Raw genomic sequence first — 20391 nt, forward strand, 5'->3', positions numbered from 1 at the left:
CTGTGGTGAAACTCCTGTCCCAGCCACTACTGCGGCTGGCATGCTGACCCTCGTGTTCATGGGGGCCGAGTGCACGACCTGCTGACCTGGTTGCAGGGTCTACCGCCCCTGCTGATCTACCTGGTCGCCGCGCTGATCGTCGCGGGGGAAACCGCCGTGATCTTCGGCCTGCTGGTGCCGGGCGAGGCGACCCTGCTGCTGGTCGGCTTCCTAGCGTACGCGGGGACGTTACGGCTCGCCCCGGTGCTGTTGGTGATGCTCGCCGCCGCGGTGACCGGCGACACACTCGCGTTCCGGGCCGGCCGCCGCTACGGGCCCCGACTGCGGGCCAGCGGGCTGGGCGCGCGGGTCGGGCCCGAGCGGTGGCGGCGCGCCGACGGGTTGCTCAACCGGCTCGGTGGCCGGGGGGTCTTCGCGGCCCGGTGGGTGGCCTTCGCCCGCACGCTGGTACCCCGGCTGGCCGGGGCGGCCGGGATGCCCTACCGGCGGTTCGCGCCGTGGAACCTCGCCGGGGTGACCAGCTGGGTGACCGCTTCGGTGCTGGTCGGATACCTGGCCGGCGAGTCCTACCAGACCGTCTCCCGGCTGCTGGGCCGGGCCACCGGCGCGGTGCTGGTGCTGCTGGCCGCCCTGGTCGCGGTGGTGCTCGCCGGCCGCTGGTTGGGCCGCAACCCGGACCCGGTGCGGGCGCTGCTGTCCCGGGCCGCCGCGCTGCCCCCGGTGCGCTGGCTGACCCGCCGGCACGGGGTGCTCTTCTTCCTGCTCGCCATGCACATCGGGCACGGCTGGACGATGCTGCTTAACCTGGCTGCCGGGCTGCTGCTGCTCTTCGCCGCCGGGTTCGCCGTCGCCGGGCTGCTGGAGGTGGTGGTGCGGCACAGCGGCCTGGCCGCGGTGGACGGGGCCATCGCCGACTGGTTCGCCGGGCGGCGTACCCCGGGCGCGGTCGACGTCGTGCTGGGCACCGTCTCCGCGCTGCGCGGCGTGGTGCTGATCGCCGTGGTGGCGGTGGTGGCCGCCGTGGTCGCCTGGCGCAGCCGGCCCTGGCGCGACGACCTGCTCAGCCTGCTCGGCACCGCGGGTGCCTTCGTCCCGCTGCTGGTGCTGGCGGTCGTCGCCCACCTCGCCGGCTCGGCCGGCACCGGGCCGGACGACGCCGTGTTCCCGACCCAGAACGCGGTGGTGACGGCCAGCCTCTGCACGCTGGCCTGGCTGCTGTCCCGGGGCGCCCGCTGGCCGGTCGCGGTGGCCGCCTGGACGGCCGCCGCGGCCGGCGTCGTCTACCTCGCCGGCGCCCGCCTCTACCTGGGGCTCAGCACCGCCAGCGGGACGGTCGCCGCGGTGCTGCTCGGGGTGCTCTGGACGGCCGTCTTCATGGTCGCCTGGGCCACCCGGGGCCGGGCGGTCGGCGGGCGGGAGCCGACCGCGGAGCCGTCGCCGGCGGACTCCGAGGGACACCGGCGCCCGGTCGAGCCCTGTTAGGGTGCGGCGACGTCGACGGGAGGGGACGGGGATGCGCCGACGGACCGGGCGGTTGTGCGCCGCGGCGCTCGCCGGGCTGCTGCTGATCGCCGGTGCCGGGTGCGCGGGGCAGGGGGCCCAGCCGCAGGAGGTGGCCGCGCCGGTCGCCGTCCCCACCGACGTGCCAGGCGAGGCCGGCGCGGAGGCGCTCGACGAGCCCTCGCCACCCCCCGCCGCGCAGGAGGGGATGGGCCGGGCGCCCAGCCGCAGCGCATCGCCGTCGGCGCGGCCGAGCCCGAAGCCGAGCCGCACCGCCGGGCCACGCCCGGTGGCGAAGCCGCCCACCGAGACCAAGGTCCCGCCACCGCCGCCCAAGCCGCCGGCAACCGGCTGCAAACCCACCTACCGGGGTACGCAGGCGAGCCGGGCGCAGGTCAAGCAGGCGCTGGGCGACGCGGCGGCGAAGACCTACTGGCCGACCTCCGCGCCCGACATCAAGATCCCGCTCAACCTGGTGAAGGCGACGGCCTGGCAGGAGAGCGGCTGGCAGTCCAACATCGTCGCCTGCGACGGGGGCATCGGGCTGATGCAGGTCATGCCGGCGACCGCGACGTGGATGAACCAGCGGTTCGAGCAGAGCTACAACATCGACGACTACCGCGACAACGCCTACCTCGGCGCCAACTACCTGGCCTGGCTCACCAAGTACATCGGCGACATGTACTTCGACGCCGACTACCGGCTGGACGCCGGCCTGTGCACGGCGGAGCTCGACTCGTGCCTGCTCAACGCGGTCATCTCGGCCTACAACTACGGCCACGCGGCCGTCGCGCGGGAGGGCGAGCCGCTGGCCGTCCCCAACCCGCAGTACGTGCGCAACGTGCGGGCGCTGATGACCGAATGCGTCTGCCTGGGCTACTGACGGCCGGCCGCCGCTGACGACGCCGGGGGCGGTGCACCGCCCCCGGCGCCTTGCCGCGCCGGTTCAGTCTCGCGCCGCCGCCGACGTGGCCGGCTCGCGGCTCGGATCGTCGCCGGGCGGGTCGGCCCGGGACAGCCGGCCCGGCCACCAGAACCGCCGGCCGAGCAGCAGCACGATCGACGGCACCAGCAACGTGCGGACCAGCAGGGTGTCCAGCAGGACGCCGAGGCCGACGATGACGCCGATCTCGGTGAGCGTCACCAGCGGCAGCACCCCGAGCACGGCGAAGACCGCGGCCAGCAGGATGCCGGCGCTGGTGATCACCCCGCCGGTGACGGCGAGCGCGGTGAGCACGCCTCGGCGGGTGCCCTCGGTGGCGGCCTCCTCCCGGGCCCGGGTGGCGAGGAAGATGTTGTAGTCCACCCCGAGCGCCACCAGGAAGAGGAAGGACAGCAGCGGCACGCTGGTGTCCAGTGCCGCGTAGTCGAGCACCCGGGTGAACAGGAACGTGCTGGCGCCCAGCGCGGCGAAGAACGTGCCGACCACGGTGGCGACCAGCACCAGCGGAGCCACCACCGAGCGCAGCAGCAGAAGAAGTACCAGCAGCACTACCCCGAGGATCAGCGGCACCACCACCCGCAGGTCGCGTACGGCCGCGTCCCGGGTGTCCAGGTTGGCCGCCACCGTGCCGCCGACGCGGGCCTCGGCGTCGGGCACCCGGTCCACCCGCTCACGCAACTCCCGGATGGTGTCGTAGCTGGCCGGGCTGTCCGGCTCGGCGGTGAGCACCACGTCCACGGCGACCAGGTCGGCGGTGCTCCCGGTGGGCCGGGCGTCCGCCACCCCCGGCGTGTCGGTGATCGCGGTGAGCAGCGCCGCCTCGGCGCCGGCCCGGGCGACCACCACGGTCGGGTCGGCGGCGCCGGCCGGGAAGTACCGGCTGAGGGTGCTCAGCCCGTCGATGGACTCGGCCTGCACGCGGAACTGCTCGGTCTTGCTCAGCCCGAGCCGGGCGCCGGAGAGCCCGGCGGCCAGCACCACCAGCACGATCAGCGCGCCGGCGAGCACCGCGCGGGGCCGGCGGGCGACCAGGGCGCCCATCCGGGCCCACCCGCCGGTGCGGGTCGGGTCGGGCTGGCCCGGGCGCGGGACGAACGGCCAGAACAGGCCGCGCCCGCAGACGGCGAGCGCGGCGGGGAGCACGAGCAGTCCGAAGAGCGCCGCGGTGGTGATGCCGACCGCGCCGGCGACGCCGATCGCCCGGTCGTTGCGCAGCACGGCGGTGGTGAGGGTGAGCAGGCTGAGCACCACGGTGGTGGCGCTCGCCGCGATGGCCGGGCCGGCCGAGGTGAGGGCCTGGCGCAGCGCGTCCCGCCGGTCCGGGCGGCGGCGCAGCTCCTCGCGGTAGCGGGCGATCAGCAGCAGCGCGTAGTTGGTGCCGGCGCCGAAGACGAGCACGTCGACAATGCCGGTGGTGGACGGGTCGATGGGCAGGTCGAGGGCCCGGCTGACCACGGCGATCAACGCGTTGGCGACCACGTCCGAGGTGCCGACCACCGCCAGCGGCACCAGCCAGAGCCAGGGGCTGCGGTAGGTGACGATCAGCAGCACCGCCACCACCGCGACGGTCACCAGCAGCAGGGTGAGGTTCGCGCCGTCGAAGGCGGAGGCGACGTCGGCGCGGAACCCGGCCCCGCCGGTGACCTGCGCGGTCAGCCCCGCCGGCCGGTCGTCGCCGGCGGTCGCGCGGAGCTGGTCGACGGCGGTGGCGGTCGCCTCGTTGCCGGCGGCGGCGGGCAGCGGCACGGCGAGCAGTGCCGCCCGGCGGTCCGGGGCGAAGACCGGCGGGGAGACCGGTCCGCTGGCGATCGCGCCGAAGGCGGCGGCGTCGGCGGCGATGGCCGCCTCGTCCTGCGGCCCGAGCGCTGAGCCGTCGCGGGAGTAGACCACCAGGGCGGGGTTGAGCTGGCCACCGGGCAGCTGCCGTTGCAGGGCCGCCACCTGGACGGACTCGGCGCTCGCCGGCAGGGCGCCGGTCGGGTCGTCGCTGGTGCGGGCCGGCCCGGCGAGGGCGACCAGGGCGCCGGAGAGGGCCACCGCGACCAGCAGCACGAGCCACGCACTTCGCCGGCCGCTGACTGCGGCGGCCACCCGCTGGCCGATCGCGCGCAGAATCGCCATCAAACTCTCCCGCCTGTCAAATATCTTGATAGCCGAGATTATCCGGGACTGATCTATGCTGCAAGCCGAGGCGACGGGAGGTGGCCGCATGACGGCGCACGGCATGTACCGGCGACGCGACACACCCCGCGAGCGGTTGGTCGCCGAGATCACCGGCGACCTGCGCCGCTACTCGGTCGACGCGCAGCACATCGGGCACGCCTTCGCCAATCTGCACGGGCTCAACCCCACCGACCTGCAGGCGTTGATCGCCGTGATGGACGCCGAACTGGTCGGCCAGCCGATCACCCCCGGCCGGCTCGGCACCCAGCTGAACCTGTCCTCCGGTTCGGTGACCGCGCTGATCGACCGGCTGGAACGAGCCGGCCACATCCGCCGGGACCGGGACACCGCCGACCGGCGCAAGGTGTTCCTGCGCTACGCCGACCCGGGCGCCGCGCTGGCCACGGAGTTCTTCCGCCCGCTCGGGCGGCGTACCGACGCGGTGATGGCGGCGTTCAGCGACGACGAGCTGCAGGTGGTGCACCGGTTCCTGGGCGCCATGGTCGAGTCGATGCGCGAGCACCGCGACGAGATGCGCGCCGCCCGTCCCGAGGCACCCGCGCGCCCGACGGGCTGACGACCGTGCTCGACCCGCTGGCCACCCGGCTGGCCGCCGCCGTGCTCCGGCTGCCCGGCCCGCGAACCCGGCGGGTGACGGTGCGCCGGAACATCGCGGTGCGGGTCCGCGACGGCGTGCCGCTGCGCACCGATCACTACGCCCCCGCCCTGCCCGACTCGCCGACCGTGCTGATCCGCACCCCGTACGGCCGAGGCGGACCGGCGCGGCTGCTCGGGCGGCTCCTCGCCGAGCGGGGCTTTCACGTGGTGATCCAGTCCTGCCGGGGCACGTACGGCTCGGGCGGCTCGTTCGCCCCGCTGGTGCACGAGCGCGACGACGGGCTGGACACCCTGGACTGGCTGCGCCGCCAGCCGTGGTACTCGGGTGGGTTCGGCAGCTTCGGGGCCAGCTACCAGGGCTTCGTGCAGTGGGCGCTGGCCGCCGACGCCGGCGACGAGCTGCGCGCGATGGTCGCGGTGGCGACCGCCTCGGCCACCCGGGACTCGACGTACGCGGGGGAGTCCTTCGCCCTGGACACCGTGCTGACCTGGGCCGAGTTGCTTCAGGCGCAGACCGTGCCGTGGCTGGCTCGGCAGTGGGAGCTCAAGCGCGGTCAGCCCCGGCTCGTCGCGGCGCTGTCCCACCTGCCGCTCGCCGAGGCCGACCGGATCGCCACCGGGGCGACCGTGCCCTTCTTCCAGGAGTGGCTGACCCACCACACACCGCGGGCCGACTACTGGCGTACCCGGATCTTCGACGAGGCCGTGGCCCGGGTGCGGGCGCCGGTGGTCATGGTCAGCGGTTGGCACGACATCTTCCTGCCCGCGCAGCTCGCCGACTACGCGGCGCTGCGCGCCGCCGGCCGCCGGCCGCGCCTGGTGATCGGGCCGTGGACCCACGGCAGCCCCGGGCTCTTCGTGGCCGCGCTGCGCGAGGGGCTGGCCTGGCTGGACCGGCACCTGGCCGGGCGGCCCACGTCCGACGCGGCGGCGGTGCGGCTGCACGTCGGCGGCGCGGGCGGTGGCTGGCGCGACCTGCCGGACTGGCCGCCGCCGGCGGTGTCCACCGCCTGGCACCTGCAGCCCGGCGGCGCGCTCTCCACCCGTCCGCCGGTGCCGTCCCCGCCGGACGCCCTCTGGTACGACCCGGCGGACCCGACCCCCTCGCTCGGTGGGCCGCTGCTGGTCGCCCAGCGGGCCGGGCCGGTGGACAACCGACGGATCGAGGCCCGCCCGGACGTGCTCATCTGGTCCAGCGCCCCGCTGGCGGAGCCGGTCGAGGTGCTCGGGCCGGTCTCGGCCGAGATCCACGTCCGCAGCGAACTGTCGTACCTGGACGTCTTCGTGCGACTGTGCGACGTGGACCGCCGGGGGCGGTCGTGGAACGTCTGCGACGGGCTGGTCCGGGTGGCACCCGGCCGGTTCCCGGTCGACGCCGACGGGGTGGTGCGGGTGCCGGTGACGCTCTGGCCGACCGCCCACCGCTTCGCTCCCGGCCACCGGCTGCGGGTGCAGGTCTCCGGTGGCGCCCACCCCCGCTACGCGCGCAACCCCGGCACCGGCGAGCCGCTCGGCACCGCCATCACGCTGCGTGCAGGGCGTCGGGAGATCCTGCACGATCCGCAGCACCCGTCGAGACTGCTGCTGCCGGTCGTCCAGAGTGGCCGGACGCGGCGCCGAATGTGAATGTGAAACCCGCTGACCTGGGCGTTTGCCCAAAGAGCGGGCTATGGTTGAGCCAACGCCCGGCGCCGTGCACTCAGTAGGCCGGGCTCGCCCGTCAGCCCCCGTCTCGTGACGCGGTGTAACGCCGTGGCCCGGCCCCCATCCCTTTGGAAAGGGGGACCCCATGACCCGGGCCCCGGCGAACCTGTCAGCCGTGCGTAGCCTGCTGCTCACCCACCTCAACATCGACAAGAACACCGTCCGCGACTCCGATCTGGAGCCCGCCGAGGTCGGCATCGTCGGCGACCCCGCGCATCGCGGCGGCTACCACTGCGGCTCGGACCGAGTGGTGACCAATGACTACTCGGTCGTCGAGTCCTCGCGGGACCGCAACGGACTGACCCTGGACGCCGCCGCGCTCGACGTGGGGCAGTTCCAGGTCCGCTCCGCCGGCCGGACCCACGACCTCCGCAGCTTCTCGACCTGGTGCGTGGCGCAGTGCGTCGCGAACGCCGCGGACACCCGCGACATCCGGGAGATCATCTACTCCCCGGACGGTCGGACGGTCCGCCGGTGGGACCGCCTCGCCCGCCGCACCAGCGGCGACAACTCGCACCTGTGGCACACGCACTTCAGCTTCTTCCGCGACTCCATCAAGGCGGGCCGGGACCAGACCCCGCTGTTCCGCCGCTACCTCACCACCATCGGTCTCCTGGAGGACGACATGACCCCGGAACAGGACGGACGACTCAAGCGCATCGAAACCATGCTCTCCCGCCTCGACGGCCGCGAGCCGATCGGCCAGACGTACCTGCGTCTGGCGGTCGGCAAGGACGACGCGGTCGGCGCGAAGCCGGTCAGTCATCCGACACTGACCAGCCTCGGCAGCCAGCTCAGCGGTGTCCAGCAGGCCCTGGCCACCCTCGCGGGCCGGGACTTCACCGACGAGCCGGCGATCGTCCAGGGCGTACTGGCCTCGCTGACCCCGGAGAAGATCGCCGCGGCGATCCCGCCGACCATGGCGAAGCAGGTCGCCGAGGAGTTGGCCCGTCGGCTGGCCGCCTGAGTCGTGGGCGGGCCGCCCCGGCCCGGGGGTGGCCCGCCCACCCAGTCTGCAACATCAGTTGCGCAATAACTGTTGCGCAACTGGCGTTGTGAATGGCAGGCTGGCGGCATGGAGAACCGCGACGTACGCCAGGTCACCGACTCGCGGGTGCTGGCGGCGATGTCCCACCCGCTCCGCCGCCGCCTGATGGACGTGCTCAAGGTGCACGGTCCGGCCACCGTCGGGATGCTCGCCGAGCGCACCGGTCAGGCACCCGCGAACGTCAGCCACCACCTCAAGGCGCTCGCCGCCGCCGAGCTGGTCACCGAGGCCCCGGAACTGGCCCGCGACCGTCGCGAGCGGTGGTGGCGGCTGGTCAGCCGGGGGCTGCGGTGGTCCAACGCGGACTTCGACAGCGACCCGGCCGCGCGCGCGGTGGCCGACGCGGCCACCTCGCTCAACCTGGACCGGCACGTCGCCCTCGCCCGGGCCTGGCACGCCACCGACGACGCGACGCACGCCGCCTGGGCCGACGCGCCGTTCTCCACCGACCGCTGGCTGCACCTCACCCCCGAGGAACTCGACGAGCTGGGACGCGAGGTGATCGACCTGCTGGCCCGCTGGGCCGACCGCAAGGTCCCCGACGACGGGCGGGAACGGCAGCCGGTCTTCCTGTTCGCCTACGGCATCCCGGCGCAGCCGTGACCGCGCTCGCCCCGGCCGGCCCGGCCCCGGCGCCCCCGCGTCGCGGTGGTCTGCTGTGGCACCGCGACTTCCGGCTGCTCTGGGCCGGCCAGACGGTCAGCAGCATCGGCAGCAACGTCACCGCGGTGGCGCTGCCACTGGTGGCGGTGGCCGTGCTCGACGCGAGCACCTTCCAGGTGGCGCTGCTCACCGCCGCGGCCTGGCTGCCCTGGCTGCTGTTCGGCCTGCTGGTCGGCGCCTGGGTGGACCGGCTGCCCCGCCGACCCGTCATGATCACGTGCGATCTGGCGGCGGCGCTGCTCTTCCTCAGCGTGCCGCTCGCCGCCGCGCTCGGCGTGCTCAGCATCGGGCAGTTGCTGGCCGTGGCGCTCTGCGCGGGGCTGGCCCGGGTCTTCTTCGAGACCGCCGACCAGGTCTACCTGCCGGTCCTGCTGCGCCCGGCCGAGGTGCCGGAGGGCAACGCGAAGCTGCAAGCCACCCAGACCGCCAGCTACGTGATCGGCCCGGGCGTGGCCGGCGGGATCGCCCAGGCCGTCGGGGCGGTGGCCGCGCTGCTGCTCGACGCGCTGACCTTCCTGGTCTCCGCGGTCTGCCTGGCTCGGATCCGCACGGTGGAGCCCCGGTCGGCGCGCGCCGACCGGGCGCGGTCCCTGCGCCGGGAGATCGCCGACGGGGTGCGCTTCGTCGCCCACGACCCCTACCTGCGGGTGCTGACGCTCTTCGGCGCCGCGAGCAACATCGGGCTGGTCGGCTACCAGGCGGTGCTGGTGGTCTACCTGATCCGCGACGTCCGGCTGGCCCCCGGGACGGTCGGCGTGCTGGTCGCCGCGATGAGCCTCGGCGGCGTGGTGGGCGCGCTGCTCGCCACCGCCGCCGGGCGGCGGCTCGGCACCGCGCGGGCGATGCTGCTGGCGGCGGCCTTCACCGGGCCACCGGCGCTGCTGATCCCACTGGCCGCGCCGGGGGCCGGCCTGCTGTGGCCGGCGCTCGGCGGGGTGCTGGTCAGCCTCGGTGTGGCGGTGGGCAACGTGCTGAAGGGCAGCTTCCGCCAGACCTATCCGCCGCACCACCTGCTCGGCCGGATCACGGTGAGCATGCAGCTGCTCAACTACGGCACCATCCCGCTGGCCGCGCTGCTGGCCGGCGCCCTGGGCACCGCGTACGGCGACCGGACCGCGGTGCTGGCGATGACCGGGTGGCTCGCGCTGACGCCGCTGATCCTGCTGGTCGGGCCGCTGCGCCGCCGGCGGGACCTGCCCACCGCGCCGGCACAGTGAGGCCGACGCCGCGCAGATACCCGCCGGCGGTCCGGAACGAAGACCCCACGCCGGCAGTGCCCGGCGAGGGGTGAGGCGCAGTGCGGCGGCGGCCGGTCATCGGCCGCCGCCACCGGCGCGGGTCTAGATCGGACGGACGTTGTCCGCCTGCGGGCCCTTCTGCCCCTGGGTCACCTCGAACTCGACCTTCTGCCCCTCGTTCAGCTCGCGGTAGCCACTGGACTGGATGGCCGAGTAGTGGACGAACACGTCCGGGCCGCCGCCGTCCTGCTCGATGAAGCCGAAGCCCTTTTCCGAGTTGAACCACTTAACCGTGCCGGTTGCCATGCGTCTCTCCCTGTTCAAAGCGGGAGACCACCGACCCGCGGCCGATGATCGCCCTTTGCCTCCCCGACAGTAACCGGCCAGACCGCCATCTGCTGGGCGAAGTGCCGCAGGCGACCGGGTGAACTCTCGGCGCGGCACGAAGAAAGCCGCACCGGGGGGCTCCCGCTGAGGCATGCTTGCGCCGATGAGGGATGCCACGGACGCCGCGCTGGCCGAGCTGGAGCGCGAGATCGGCGCTCCCGGCGGCGGACTGGACCGGCTGCGGTTGGTCTCCGCTCCCTACGTACCCGAGGTGCGGCTGCACCTGGCCGAGGACGCGATCGTGTGGTGGGCCCGGATGGAGGCGCTCGCCGGGCACGCCCTGCCGGCGCCGTACTGGGCGTCCGTCTGGGCCGGTGGCCAGGCGCTGGCCCGCCATCTGCTCGACCACCCCGAGCTGGTCGCCGGGCGCCGGGTGCTGGACCTCGCCGCCGGTTCCGGCCTGGTCGCGATCGCGGCCGCGCTCGCCGGAGCCGAGCAGGTGATCGCCAACGACATCGACCCGTACGCGGTGGCCGCCGTCACGGTGAACGCCCGGGTCAACCGGGTCACCGTCACCGCCGTCGGCGGCGACCTGCTCGACTCGACCGGGGACGACACCGACCTGCTGGTCGCCGGCGACGTGCTCTACGACCGGGAGATGGCCGACCGGGTACTGCCCTTCCTCGCCCGGGCCGCGGCCGGCGGCACGGAGGTGCTCGTCGGTGACCCGGGGCGCGGATTCCTGCCGCCGGGTTGGCTGGTCGCGGTGGACAGCTACCCGGTGCCCACCACCGAGCCGTCGGTCGACTCGGCGCTGCGCCGGGTGCAGGTGCTGCGCCCGGCCTGACCAGTCTTCTCAGGGGCCACCCCGAGCCGGTATCAGGGGAGGGGTGGGGGATCCGGCCGGATGTGCGCGCTGGCGCGGTGGCCATACCGTACGGACATGGCGGATTGGCTGGCCCAGGTCGGAGAGCTTCCCACCACCCTGTTGATGGGGGTGCTCGGGGTGGTGATGCTCTTCGACGCCGTGCCGCTGCTCGGGGTGCTGGTCCCCGGCGACGTGGCCATCCTCGCCGCGGTGGGGGTGGGCCGGCCCGCGACGGGGCTGGCCACCTTCGCCGCCGTGGTGACCGGTTGCCTGGCCGGATGGTCCCTGAGCTTCCTGGTCGGCCGCCGGTACGGCGACCGGCTCAGGCACAGCCGCGTCGGCGACTGGATCGGCGAGTCCCGGTGGGCGGCCGCCGAGGGCATCCTGCGCCAGGGTGGCGGCCGGATGGTGCTGGTCGCACCCTTCCTGCCGGTGTTCAACGCGCTGCTGCCGCTGGCCGCAGGCGGGCTGCGGATGTCCTACCGACGCTTCCTCGGCTGCGCGGCGCTCGGTGCTGCCAGCTGGGCCGGGCTCTACCTGATCCTCGGCACGGCCTCCCGGTCGTTGGCCGGGCTGCTTCCCGGTGAGGCCAGCCCGATGCTGGTCACCATGGCGATCGGCCTGCTGCTCGCCGGCGGGGTGCTGCTCGGCACCCGCCGCCGGCTGCGCGCGCTGACCGCCGTCGACCCGGTCGCCTGAGGTCGGGTCACCACCCGCGGGCCCGCCACTGCGGCAGCGCCGGCCGCTCCGCGCCGAGCGTGCTGTCCTTGCCGTGACCGGGATAGAACCAGGTCTCGTCCGGCAGCCGGTCGAAGAGCTTCTGCTCGACGTCGTCGAGCAGCGCGTTGAACCGCAGCGGGTCCTTGTTGGTGTTGCCCACCCCACCGGGAAAGAGGCTGTCGCCGGTGAACAGGTGCGGCGTACCGGCCGGGTCGCGGTAGAGCAGGGCGATCGAGCCAGGGGTGTGCCCGCGCAGATGGATGACCTCCAGCGCGCAGTCGCCGACCCGCACGGTGTCGCCGTCGACGAGCGTCTCCGCCTCGATCGGCAGGCCGGCCGCGTCGTCGACGTGCACCAGGGCCTGGGCCCCGGTCTTGGCGACCACCTCCTCCAGCGCCACCCAGTGGTCCATGTGCTGGTGGGTGGTGACCACGGTGCTCAGCCGGGCGTCGCCGACCAGCTCCAGCAGCCGGGGCGCCTCGTTCGCCGCGTCGACGAGCAGTTGGTCGCCGGTGGCGCGGCAGGTCAACAGGTAGGCGTTGTTGTCCATCGGGCCCACCGACAGCTTGCTGATGGTGAGCTGGTCGAGCTCGCGTACCGCCGGCGCACCGCCGGGGGTGACGTCTCCGCTGTAGGTCATCTGGTCGTCTACATCCATTCGGGTGGGTTCGGCAGGGTGCCGTCGGGGGTGACGCTGAGCGAGCCGCCGTCGCCCCGGCCGATCAGCCAGGCGGCGAGGTCGGGGGCGGGGCCGGCGACGACCGGCGCTTCGCTGCGCCCACCGATCACCAGTTCGTGCCGGCTGCTGTCGAAGCGCAGCACCATCGGCGGCACCCCGGGCCGGTCGGCCAGGTCGCTGGACACCTCGTGCAGCAGCCGGTGGGCGAACGCCTCCGGCCACGCCGCGGGCCGGTGCCCGGCGGCCAGGTCCAGATGGTGCACCTCCAACTCGCGCAGCCGACCCCAGACCAGCAGCGCGGCGACCCGCGGGCCACGTGGCGTCTCGATGGTCGCGGCCCAGGCTGCCGCGGGCATGGCGGCGACCGCCTCGGCGAACCGGTCGGCGGAGCGGCGGAGGTCGTCGAGGTGCGCGGCGGGCGGCCGGGCGGCACCGGCCTCGATGTCCGCGGCGCGGGCGGCGGCCGAGGCGTACATCGGCCGGGGCTCGCCGGTGCGGGCGGCAGTGAGCAGGTTGACGAACCCGTCGGCGTTGCGGGCCACGTGCGCGAGCACGTGGCCGCGGGTCCACCCCGGCAGCAGCGACGCGGCGGCCAGCTCCGCCTCGTCCAGGGCGGCGGCGGTACGCAGCAGCCGGGACGTCGCGTCGTGCACCTCGCCGATCAGCAGCAGCGGGTCCGTGGTCACGTTCCGACCCTAGCGGTCCAGCGTCCCGCCGTCGTCGCGGAAATCGCTTTCGGCGCGCCGTCCCGCCCCCTACCGTCGGTGCGGTAACGCGGCACCGGGACGGGGGAGGAGGTGGGGCTCATGCCGGTCGTAGCACGCGTGCTCCACCGCAGTAACCTCCGACACCGATGAGGATGCCATGACCATCGATCTGACCGCCCTCGGCTGGGATGCCGAGTGGGCGGCCCACGTACGCCGACGCGCCGATCACCGACCGGGCCGGGTGGCCCGGGTCGACCGGGGGGTCTGCACCGTGCTCTGCGCGGACGGCCCGATCCGGGCCAGCCTCGGCGGGGCGGTGCTGGCCACCGCCGCCAACGATCTGAGCACACTGCCCTGCGCGGGCGACTGGGTGCTCGTCGGCACCTGGCCCGACCGGCGGGCCACCGTCGAGGCGGTGCTGCCCCGGCGTACCGCGCTGGTGCGCCGGACCGCCGGCAAGGACGCCAGCGGCCAGGTGCTCGCCGCGAACCTGACCGCCGCCGCGGTGGTCGAGCCGGTACATCCGGAGCCGGACATCGGCCGGATCGAGCGGCTGCTCTCCCTGGCCCACGAGTCCGGCGCCCAGCCGCTGGTCGTGCTCACCAAGGTCGACCTCGCCGCCGATCCGGACGCGATCGCCCGCCAGCTCGCCGCGATCGCCCCCGGGGTGCCGGTGCTGCCGGTCAGCGCCGAACGTGGCGCCGGCCTCGACCCGCTGCGGGCGCAGGTCGCGTCCGGCCGCACGCTGGCTCTGCTCGGCCCTTCCGGGGCGGGCAAGTCGAGCCTGGTCAACGCGTTGGCCGGGGCGGTCGTGATGCCGACGCAGGCGATCCGGCGGGTGGACGGCAAGGGCCGGCACACCACCACCTGGCGGTCGTTGGTGCCGGTACCCGGTGCGGGCGCGGTGCTCGACACACCCGGTGTGCGGGCGGTCGGCCTGCTGGACGGCTCGCGGGGCCTGGACCGGGCCTTCGTCGACATCGCCGAGCTGGCCACCGGCTGCCGCTACGGCGACTGCGGGCACGACGGCGAGCCGGCGTGCGCGGTGCGCGAGGCGCTGGAGAACGGTGAGCTGACCGCCCGGCGCTGGGAGAGCTGGCGCCGGTTGCAGCGGGAGCTGGCCTTCGAGACCCGGCGCCGGGAGACCCGGGTGGCCGCCGAACGGCGCGGTGGCTGGCGAGGCGGCCGCCGCCGCCCGACCCGTCCGGCGAGCCCACCGTCGGCGGGCGGGTTCTGACCCGCCCGACCGGGCTGAGCTGGGGGAATGTGCGGGCGCGGGAACTTGTCGTACCTCGGGGCTAGAGTTGCCGAGGCGTCATTCCTGCGCCCTCACAATCGCTCAGAATCGTCCTCTAGCGGACAGATCCGCCTCATCTTCTGCACCTGGGAGTACACGCACCGTGGCCGACCGACTGATCATCCGTGGCGCGCGCGAGCACAACCTGCGTGACGTCAGTCTCGACCTGCCCCGGGACGCTCTGATCGTCTTTACCGGGCTCTCCGGGTCGGGCAAGTCGAGCCTGGCCTTCGACACCATCTTCGCCGAGGGGCAGCGCCGCTACGTCGAGTCGCTCTCCTCGTACGCCCGGCAGTTCCTCGGCCAGATGGACAAGCCCGATGTCGACTTCATCGAGGGGCTCAGCCCCGCCGTCTCGATCGACCAGAAGTCGACCTCGCGCAACCCGCGCTCCACGGTCGGCACGATCACCGAGGTCTACGACTACCTCCGCCTGCTCTTCGCCCGGGTCGGCGAGCCGCACTGTCCGGTCTGCGGCGAGCGGATCTCCCGACAGAGCCCGCAGCAGATCGTCGACCGGGTGCTGGCGATGGCCGAGGGCACCCGGTTCATGGTGCTCGCCCCGGTGGTCCGGGGCCGCAAGGGCGAATATGTCGACCTCTTCGCCGAGCTGCAGGCCAAGGGCTACGCCCGGGCCCGCATCGACGGCGTCGTGCACCAGCTGACCGAGCCGCCGAAGCTGAAGAAGCAGGAGAAGCACACCATCGAGGTGGTGATCGACCGGCTCACCGTCAAGCCGAGCGCCAAGCAGCGGCTGACCGACTCGGTCGAGGCGGCGCTCGGCCTCTCCGGCGGGCTGGTGCTGCTCGACTTCGTCGACCTGGCCGAGGACGACCCCGACCGGGAGCGGCGCTACTCCGAGCACCTGGCCTGCCCCAACGACCACCCGCTCGCCATCGAGGACCTCGAGCCCCGGGTCTTCTCCTTCAACGCGCCCTACGGCGCCTGCCCGGAGTGCACCGGGCTGGGCACCAAGAAGGAGGTCGACCCGGAGCTGGTCGTCCCCGACCCGGAGCGCACCCTGCGCGAGGGCGCGATCCAGCCCTGGTCCGGCGGGCACACCCTGGAATACTTCCTCCGGCTGCTCGAGGCGCTCGGTGACGCCGAGCACTTCGACCTGGACACGCCGTGGCGGGCGCTGCCGTCGCGGGCGCAGAAGACGATCCTGCACGGCTCCGGCGACCAGGTGCATGTGCGCTACCGCAACAAGTACGGCCGCGAACGCTCCTACTACACCGGCTTCGAGGGCGTGGTGCAGTGGATCGAGCGCCGGCACACCGACACCGAGTCGGAGTGGTCGCGCGAGAAGTACGAGGGCTACATGCGCGACGTGCCGTGCGCGGCCTGCGGTGGCGCCCGGCTCAAGCCGGAGGTGCTCGCGGTCACCCTGGCCGGCAAGAGCATCGCCGAGGTCTGCAACCTGTCGGTGGGCGAGGCCGCCGACCTGCTCGCCGGCATCGAGCTCACCGACCGGCAGAAGATGATCGCCGAGCGGGTGCTGAAGGAGATCAACGCCCGGCTGCGGTTCCTGCTCGACGTCGGGCTGGACTACCTCTCCCTCGACCGGCCGGCCGGCACCCTCTCCGGCGGCGAGGCGCAGCGCATCCGGCTGGCCACCCAGATCGGCTCCGGTCTGGTCGGTGTGCTCTACGTGCTGGACGAGCCGTCGATCGGGCTGCACCAGCGCGACAACCACCGGCTGATCGAGACCCTGATCCGGCTGCGCGGGCTGGGTAACACGCTGATCGTGGTCGAGCACGACGAGGACACCATCCGCACCGCCGACTGGATCGTCGACATCGGCCCGGGCGCCGGCGAGCACGGCGGCAAGATCGTGCACAGCGGGTCGGTGCCGGCGCTGCTGGAGAACCCGGACTCGATGACCGGGGCCTACCTCTCCGGTCGCCGGTCGATCCCGACCCCGCAGCTGCGCCGGCCGCAGACGCCGGGCCGCGAGCTGGTGGTGCACGGTGCGCGCGAGCACAACCTGCGCAACCTGACGGTCTCCTTCCCGCTCGGCCAGCTCATCGCGGTCACCGGGGTCAGCGGCTCGGGCAAGTCGACGCTGGTCAACGACATCCTGCACGCGGTCCTGGCCAACCAGATCAACGGCGCCCGGCTGGTGCCCGGCCGGCACACCCGGGTCACCGGGCTGGAGCACGTCGACAAGGTCGTCGGGGTGGACCAGTCGCCGATCGGTCGTACCCCTCGGTCCAACCCGGCCACCTACACCGGCGTCTGGGACCACATCCGCAAGCTCTTCGCCGAGACCACCGAGGCGAAGGTGCGCGGCTACGGGCCGGGCCGCTTCTCGTTCAACGTCAAGGGTGGGCGCTGCGAGGCGTGCTCCGGCGACGGCACCATCAAGATCGAGATGAACTTCCTGCCCGACGTCTACGTCCCGTGCGAGGTCTGCAAGGGCGCCCGCTACAACCGGGAGACGCTTGAGGTCCACTACAAGGGCAAGACCGTCTCCGACCTGCTGGAGATGCCGATCGTGGAGGCGGCCGAGTTCTTCTCCGCCATCCCGGCCATCCACCGGCACCTGAAGACGCTGGTCGACGTCGGGCTGGGCTACGTCCGGCTCGGCCAGCCGGCGCCGACCCTCTCCGGCGGCGAGGCGCAGCGGGTCAAGCTCGCCTCCGAGCTGCAGAAGCGCTCCACCGGCCGGACGGTCTACGTGCTCGACGAGCCGACGACCGGGCTGCACTTCGAGGACATCCGCAAGCTGCTCATGGTGCTGGAGGGCCTGGTCGACAAGGGCAACACCGTGATCACCATCGAGCACAACCTCGACGTGATCAAGACGGCCGACTGGCTGATCGACATGGGCCCCGAGGGCGGTCACCGGGGCGGCACCGTGCTCGCCACCGGCACCCCGGAAGAGGTCGCCGAGGTGGCCGAGAGCCACACTGGGCAGTTCCTGCGCCAGGTGCTCAAGCTCGACGGCGAGGCGAAGGGCGCTGCGGCGGCCACCTCCCGGGCAGCCAAGGCCAACGGGGCGAAGACCACCCGTACCTCGCGGAAGGTGCCCGCCGGGGCGCGCTGACCGCACCCCTGACGGACGGCGGGCCGGCCGGTCCGCCTCCGTCGGGTGCCGCATCGTGGTACGGCTGAACCGTCCGGCACAGTGAGCCGTGTGCAGAAGTGTGGCCACGGTCAGGTCCGGCCGCGGCAGCCGAGAGAAGGGCGAGGCATGAGTGACGATCAGGTGCTGACCGGTCCGGGTACGCAGACACGGCGGGCACTGCTCGCCGGCGCCGGCGCGGTCGGGGCGGCCGTCGTCCTGGCGGCCTGCGGCGGGGACGACGCGGGTGACGGCACCGCGCCGCCCACCAGCGGCGGGCCGGCGGTGCCCAGCACCGGTGACGCCGGCGGCGGCGACCGGCAGAACTCGCAGTCGCTGGCGACCACGACCGACATCCCGCTCGGCGGCGGCAGGGTCTTCCCCGCCGAGGGCGTCGTGATCACCCAGCCAAGCCCCGGCCAGTTCAAGGGCTTCGACCCGATCTGCACCCACCAGCGCTGCCCGGTGTCGAACGTCGACGGCGGCACCATCAACTGCACCTGCCACGGCAGCAAGTTCTCGATCGAGGACGGCTCGGTCAAGGCCGGCCCGGCCACCAGGCCGCTGCCCGCGAAGAACGTCAAGGTCGTCGGCGACCAGATCTCGTTCGCCTGACCGTCCGCGCGGCTCGACGCCTGACTCACCCCCACCCGGGGGGACACCTGCGCGCGTCCTTTGCTCTGCTTCAATCCCGGCAACACCGGAGGGCCGGTTCGCGTCGCCTCCGCCGAAGCAGAGCAAAGGGCGCGGTGCGGGATGCGGCGCCGGCCCGGACGGCGCGGTGGGGGTGCCGTATCACCGCGCCGCGCCAGCCCGCTCGGTAGCGCCGCGGGCCGGGGCTGTCGGTGGCCCGGACTACGCTTGTGATCGTGGCTGACCCCTCGACCTACCGTCCCGCACCCGGCACCATTCCGGAGTCGCCCGGGGTCTACCGCTTCCGCGACGGCACCGGCCGGGTGATCTACGTCGGCAAGGCGAAGAACCTGCGCAGCCGGCTCAACTCCTACTTCGGCGACATCTGGAATCTGCACGAGCGCACCCGGCAGATGGTGACCACGGCCGAGTCGGTCGACTGGATCACCGTGGGCACCGAGGTCGAGGCGCTCCAGCAGGAGTTCACCTGGATCAAGCAGTACGACCCCAGGTTCAACGTCCGCTACCGCGACGACAAGTCCTACCCCTACCTGGCCGTCACCCTCGACGAGGAGTTCCCGCGGCTGCAGGTGATGCGCGGCGCCAAGCGCAAGGGGGTGCGCTACTTCGGGCCCTACTCGCACGCCTGGGCGATCCGCGAGACGCTCGACCTGTTGCTGCGGGTCTTCCCGGCCCGCACCTGCTCCGCCGGGGTGTTCAAGCGCGCCGGCCAGGTCGGCCGCCCCTGCCTGCTCGGCTACATCGGCAAGTGCTCGGCGCCCTGTGTGGGCAGCGTCTCCGCGGAGCAGCACCGGGAGATCGTCGACGGGTTCTGCGAGTTCATGGCCGGCCGCACCGACAGCATGGTGCGCGGGCTCGAACGCGAGATGACCGAGGCGAGCGAGCAGTTGGAGTTCGAGCGGGCCGCCCGGCTGCGCGACGACGTGGCGGCGCTGCGCCGGGCGCTGGAGAAGCAGGCCGTGGTCCTCGGCGACGGCACCGACGCCGACGTCGTCGCGTTCGCCGACGATCCGCTCGAGGCGGCCGTCCAGGTCTTCCACGTCCGCGACGGCCGGGTCCGGGGCCAGCGCGGCTGGGTGGTGGAGAAGACCGAGGAGCTGACCACCGGCGACCTGGTGCACCACTTCTGCACGCAGGTCTACGGCGGTGAGCACGGCGAGGCCGACGTGCCCCGCGAGCTGCTCGTGCCCGAGCTGCCGGCCGACGCCGACGCGCTGGCCGACTGGCTCTCCGACCACCGGGGCAGCCGGGTGACGCTGCGGGTGCCCCAGCGCGGCGACAAGCGGGTCCTGATGGAGACGGTGGAGCGCAACGCCAAGGACGCGCTGACCCGGCACAAGCTGCGCCGCGCCGGCGACCTGACCACCCGGAGCAAGGCGCTCGACGAGATCAGCGAGGCGCTCGAGATGCGTACCTCGCCGCTGCGCATCGAGTGCTTCGACATCTCCCAGATCCAGGGCACCGACGTGGTGGCCAGCATGGTCGTCTTCGAGGACGGGCTGCCGCGCAAGAGCGAATACCGCCGGTTCATCATCCGCGGCGCCACCGACGATCTCTCCGCGATGTCCGAGGTGCTGCGCCGCCGTTTCGCCCGCTACCTCGACTCCCGGGCCGAGACCGGCGAGGTGGGCGTGGACTCGGCCGACGACCTCGAAACCCCGGCCGGCCCGGCCGGCGTCGACGAGCCGCGGATCGGCGCCCTGGTCGACCCGACCACCGGCCGGCCGCGAAAGTTCGCCTACCCGCCCCAGTTGGTGGTGGTCGACGGCGGCCCCCCGCAGGTCGCGGCGGCGGCCCAGGCGCTCGCCGAGCTCGGCATCGACGACGTGGCGCTCTGCGGTCTGGCCAAGCGGCTGGAGGAGGTCTGGCTGCCCGACGACGAGTTCCCGGTCATCCTGCCCCGCACCTCCGAGGGGCTCTACCTGCTGCAACGGGTGCGCGACGAGGCGCACCGCTTCGCCATCACCTTCCACCGGCAGCGACGTTCCAAGCGGATGACCGCCTCGGCGCTGGACAACGTGCCCGGGCTGGGAGAGGTGCGGCGCAAGGCGCTGCTGCGGCACTTCGGCTCGCTCAAGCGGCTCTCCGCGGCCAGCGTCGACGAGATCACCGAGGTCCCGGGCGTCGGCCGGCGGACCGCCGAAGCCATCCTGGCCGCCCTGGACGCCGGCACGAGGACCCCGTCCACCGACTGA

General features: G+C 73.7%; 17 protein-coding genes. 13 read left to right on the top strand and 4 right to left on the bottom strand.

What is annotated here, in order from left to right; all coding sequences use genetic code 11:
• Nucleotides 1-69 precede the first annotated feature (69 nt).
• Nucleotides 70-1482 (top strand): DedA family protein, encoded by a 1413-nt coding sequence (locus ACIP9D_RS18970; RefSeq protein WP_350872633.1) that lies wholly within the window; start codon nucleotides 70-72, stop codon nucleotides 1480-1482.
• A gap of 31 nt (nucleotides 1483-1513) precedes the next feature.
• The gene (locus ACIP9D_RS18975; RefSeq protein WP_350872635.1) at nucleotides 1514-2383 is read left to right on the top strand and encodes a transglycosylase SLT domain-containing protein; all 870 of its coding nucleotides are present in this window, start codon (nucleotides 1514-1516) and stop codon (nucleotides 2381-2383) included.
• A gap of 63 nt (nucleotides 2384-2446) precedes the next feature.
• Here the strand turns inward: ACIP9D_RS18975 and ACIP9D_RS18980 are convergent, their stop codons facing one another.
• Nucleotides 2447-4564 carry an MMPL family transporter gene (locus ACIP9D_RS18980; protein ID WP_350872638.1) on the bottom strand — a complete coding sequence of 706 codons (2118 nt, stop codon included), beginning with the start codon at nucleotides 4562-4564 and terminating at the stop codon, nucleotides 2447-2449.
• Nucleotides 4565-4652: 88 nt separating this feature from the next.
• Between ACIP9D_RS18980 and ACIP9D_RS18985 the strand changes: the two genes are divergently transcribed.
• From ACIP9D_RS18985 to ACIP9D_RS19005, 5 genes are all read left to right on the top strand, one after another.
• Nucleotides 4653-5183: a MarR family transcriptional regulator gene (locus tag ACIP9D_RS18985; RefSeq protein ID WP_350872640.1), complete on the top strand. Its 531-nt coding sequence runs from the start codon at nucleotides 4653-4655 to the stop codon at nucleotides 5181-5183.
• Between the two features lie 5 nt (nucleotides 5184-5188).
• A complete protein-coding gene (locus ACIP9D_RS18990) occupies nucleotides 5189-6850 on the top strand; it encodes a CocE/NonD family hydrolase (RefSeq protein WP_350872642.1) in 1662 nt (553 codons plus the stop codon).
• Between the two features lie 163 nt (nucleotides 6851-7013).
• Nucleotides 7014-7895: a hypothetical protein gene (locus tag ACIP9D_RS18995; RefSeq protein ID WP_350872645.1), complete on the top strand. Its 882-nt coding sequence runs from the start codon at nucleotides 7014-7016 to the stop codon at nucleotides 7893-7895.
• 108 nt (nucleotides 7896-8003) lie between these two features.
• A complete protein-coding gene (locus tag ACIP9D_RS19000; RefSeq protein WP_350872648.1) occupies nucleotides 8004-8579 on the top strand; it encodes a metalloregulator ArsR/SmtB family transcription factor in 576 nt (191 codons plus the stop codon).
• On the top strand, nucleotides 8576-9856 hold the full coding sequence (locus ACIP9D_RS19005; protein WP_350872651.1) for an MFS transporter: 1281 nt from the start codon (nucleotides 8576-8578) through the stop codon (nucleotides 9854-9856). Before ACIP9D_RS19000 ends, ACIP9D_RS19005 begins: the two co-directional genes overlap by 4 nt.
• A 123-nt stretch (nucleotides 9857-9979) precedes the next feature.
• Here ACIP9D_RS19005 and ACIP9D_RS19010 read toward each other — a convergent pair whose 3' ends face one another.
• Nucleotides 9980-10183, bottom strand: a complete 204-nt coding sequence (locus ACIP9D_RS19010) for a cold-shock protein (protein ID WP_091663412.1) — start codon at nucleotides 10181-10183, stop codon at nucleotides 9980-9982.
• A 184-nt stretch (nucleotides 10184-10367) separates the two neighbouring features.
• On the opposite strand from ACIP9D_RS19010, the gene ACIP9D_RS19015 reads away from it, so the two are divergent.
• Both ACIP9D_RS19015 and ACIP9D_RS19020 read left to right on the top strand, forming a co-directional pair.
• Nucleotides 10368-11051: a class I SAM-dependent methyltransferase gene (locus tag ACIP9D_RS19015; protein ID WP_400450423.1), complete on the top strand. Its 684-nt coding sequence runs from the start codon at nucleotides 10368-10370 to the stop codon at nucleotides 11049-11051.
• Between the two features lie 96 nt (nucleotides 11052-11147).
• On the top strand, nucleotides 11148-11771 hold the full coding sequence (locus ACIP9D_RS19020) for a VTT domain-containing protein (protein WP_350872656.1): 624 nt from the start codon (nucleotides 11148-11150) through the stop codon (nucleotides 11769-11771).
• A gap of 7 nt (nucleotides 11772-11778) precedes the next feature.
• Here the strand turns inward: ACIP9D_RS19020 and ACIP9D_RS19025 are convergent, their stop codons facing one another.
• Together ACIP9D_RS19025 and ACIP9D_RS19030 are read right to left on the bottom strand one after the other, a co-directional pair.
• Entirely contained in the window at nucleotides 11779-12432 is a 654-nt protein-coding gene (locus ACIP9D_RS19025) for an MBL fold metallo-hydrolase (protein ID WP_350872657.1), read from the bottom strand.
• An 8-nt stretch (nucleotides 12433-12440) separates the two neighbouring features.
• Nucleotides 12441-13157, bottom strand: a complete 717-nt coding sequence (locus ACIP9D_RS19030; RefSeq protein ID WP_350872659.1) for a maleylpyruvate isomerase family mycothiol-dependent enzyme — start codon at nucleotides 13155-13157, stop codon at nucleotides 12441-12443.
• Between the two features lie 178 nt (nucleotides 13158-13335).
• On the opposite strand from ACIP9D_RS19030, the gene rsgA reads away from it, so the two are divergent.
• From rsgA to uvrC, 4 genes are all read left to right on the top strand, one after another.
• Nucleotides 13336-14415, top strand: coding sequence for a ribosome small subunit-dependent GTPase A (rsgA, locus tag ACIP9D_RS19035; RefSeq protein ID WP_350872661.1), 1080 nt, complete (start codon nucleotides 13336-13338; stop codon nucleotides 14413-14415).
• 163 nt (nucleotides 14416-14578) lie between these two features.
• The gene (gene uvrA / locus ACIP9D_RS19040) at nucleotides 14579-17524 is read left to right on the top strand and encodes an excinuclease ABC subunit UvrA (RefSeq protein ID WP_350872663.1); all 2946 of its coding nucleotides are present in this window, start codon (nucleotides 14579-14581) and stop codon (nucleotides 17522-17524) included.
• Nucleotides 17525-17671: 147 nt separating this feature from the next.
• Nucleotides 17672-18157: a Rieske (2Fe-2S) protein gene (locus ACIP9D_RS19045; protein WP_350872665.1), complete on the top strand. Its 486-nt coding sequence runs from the start codon at nucleotides 17672-17674 to the stop codon at nucleotides 18155-18157.
• 254 nt (nucleotides 18158-18411) lie between these two features.
• The gene (gene uvrC / locus ACIP9D_RS19050; protein WP_350872667.1) at nucleotides 18412-20391 is read left to right on the top strand and encodes an excinuclease ABC subunit UvrC; all 1980 of its coding nucleotides are present in this window, start codon (nucleotides 18412-18414) and stop codon (nucleotides 20389-20391) included.

This window comes from Micromonospora sp. NPDC093243, assembly GCF_044753725.1.
Taxonomy (GTDB): domain Bacteria; phylum Actinomycetota; class Actinomycetes; order Mycobacteriales; family Micromonosporaceae; genus Micromonospora.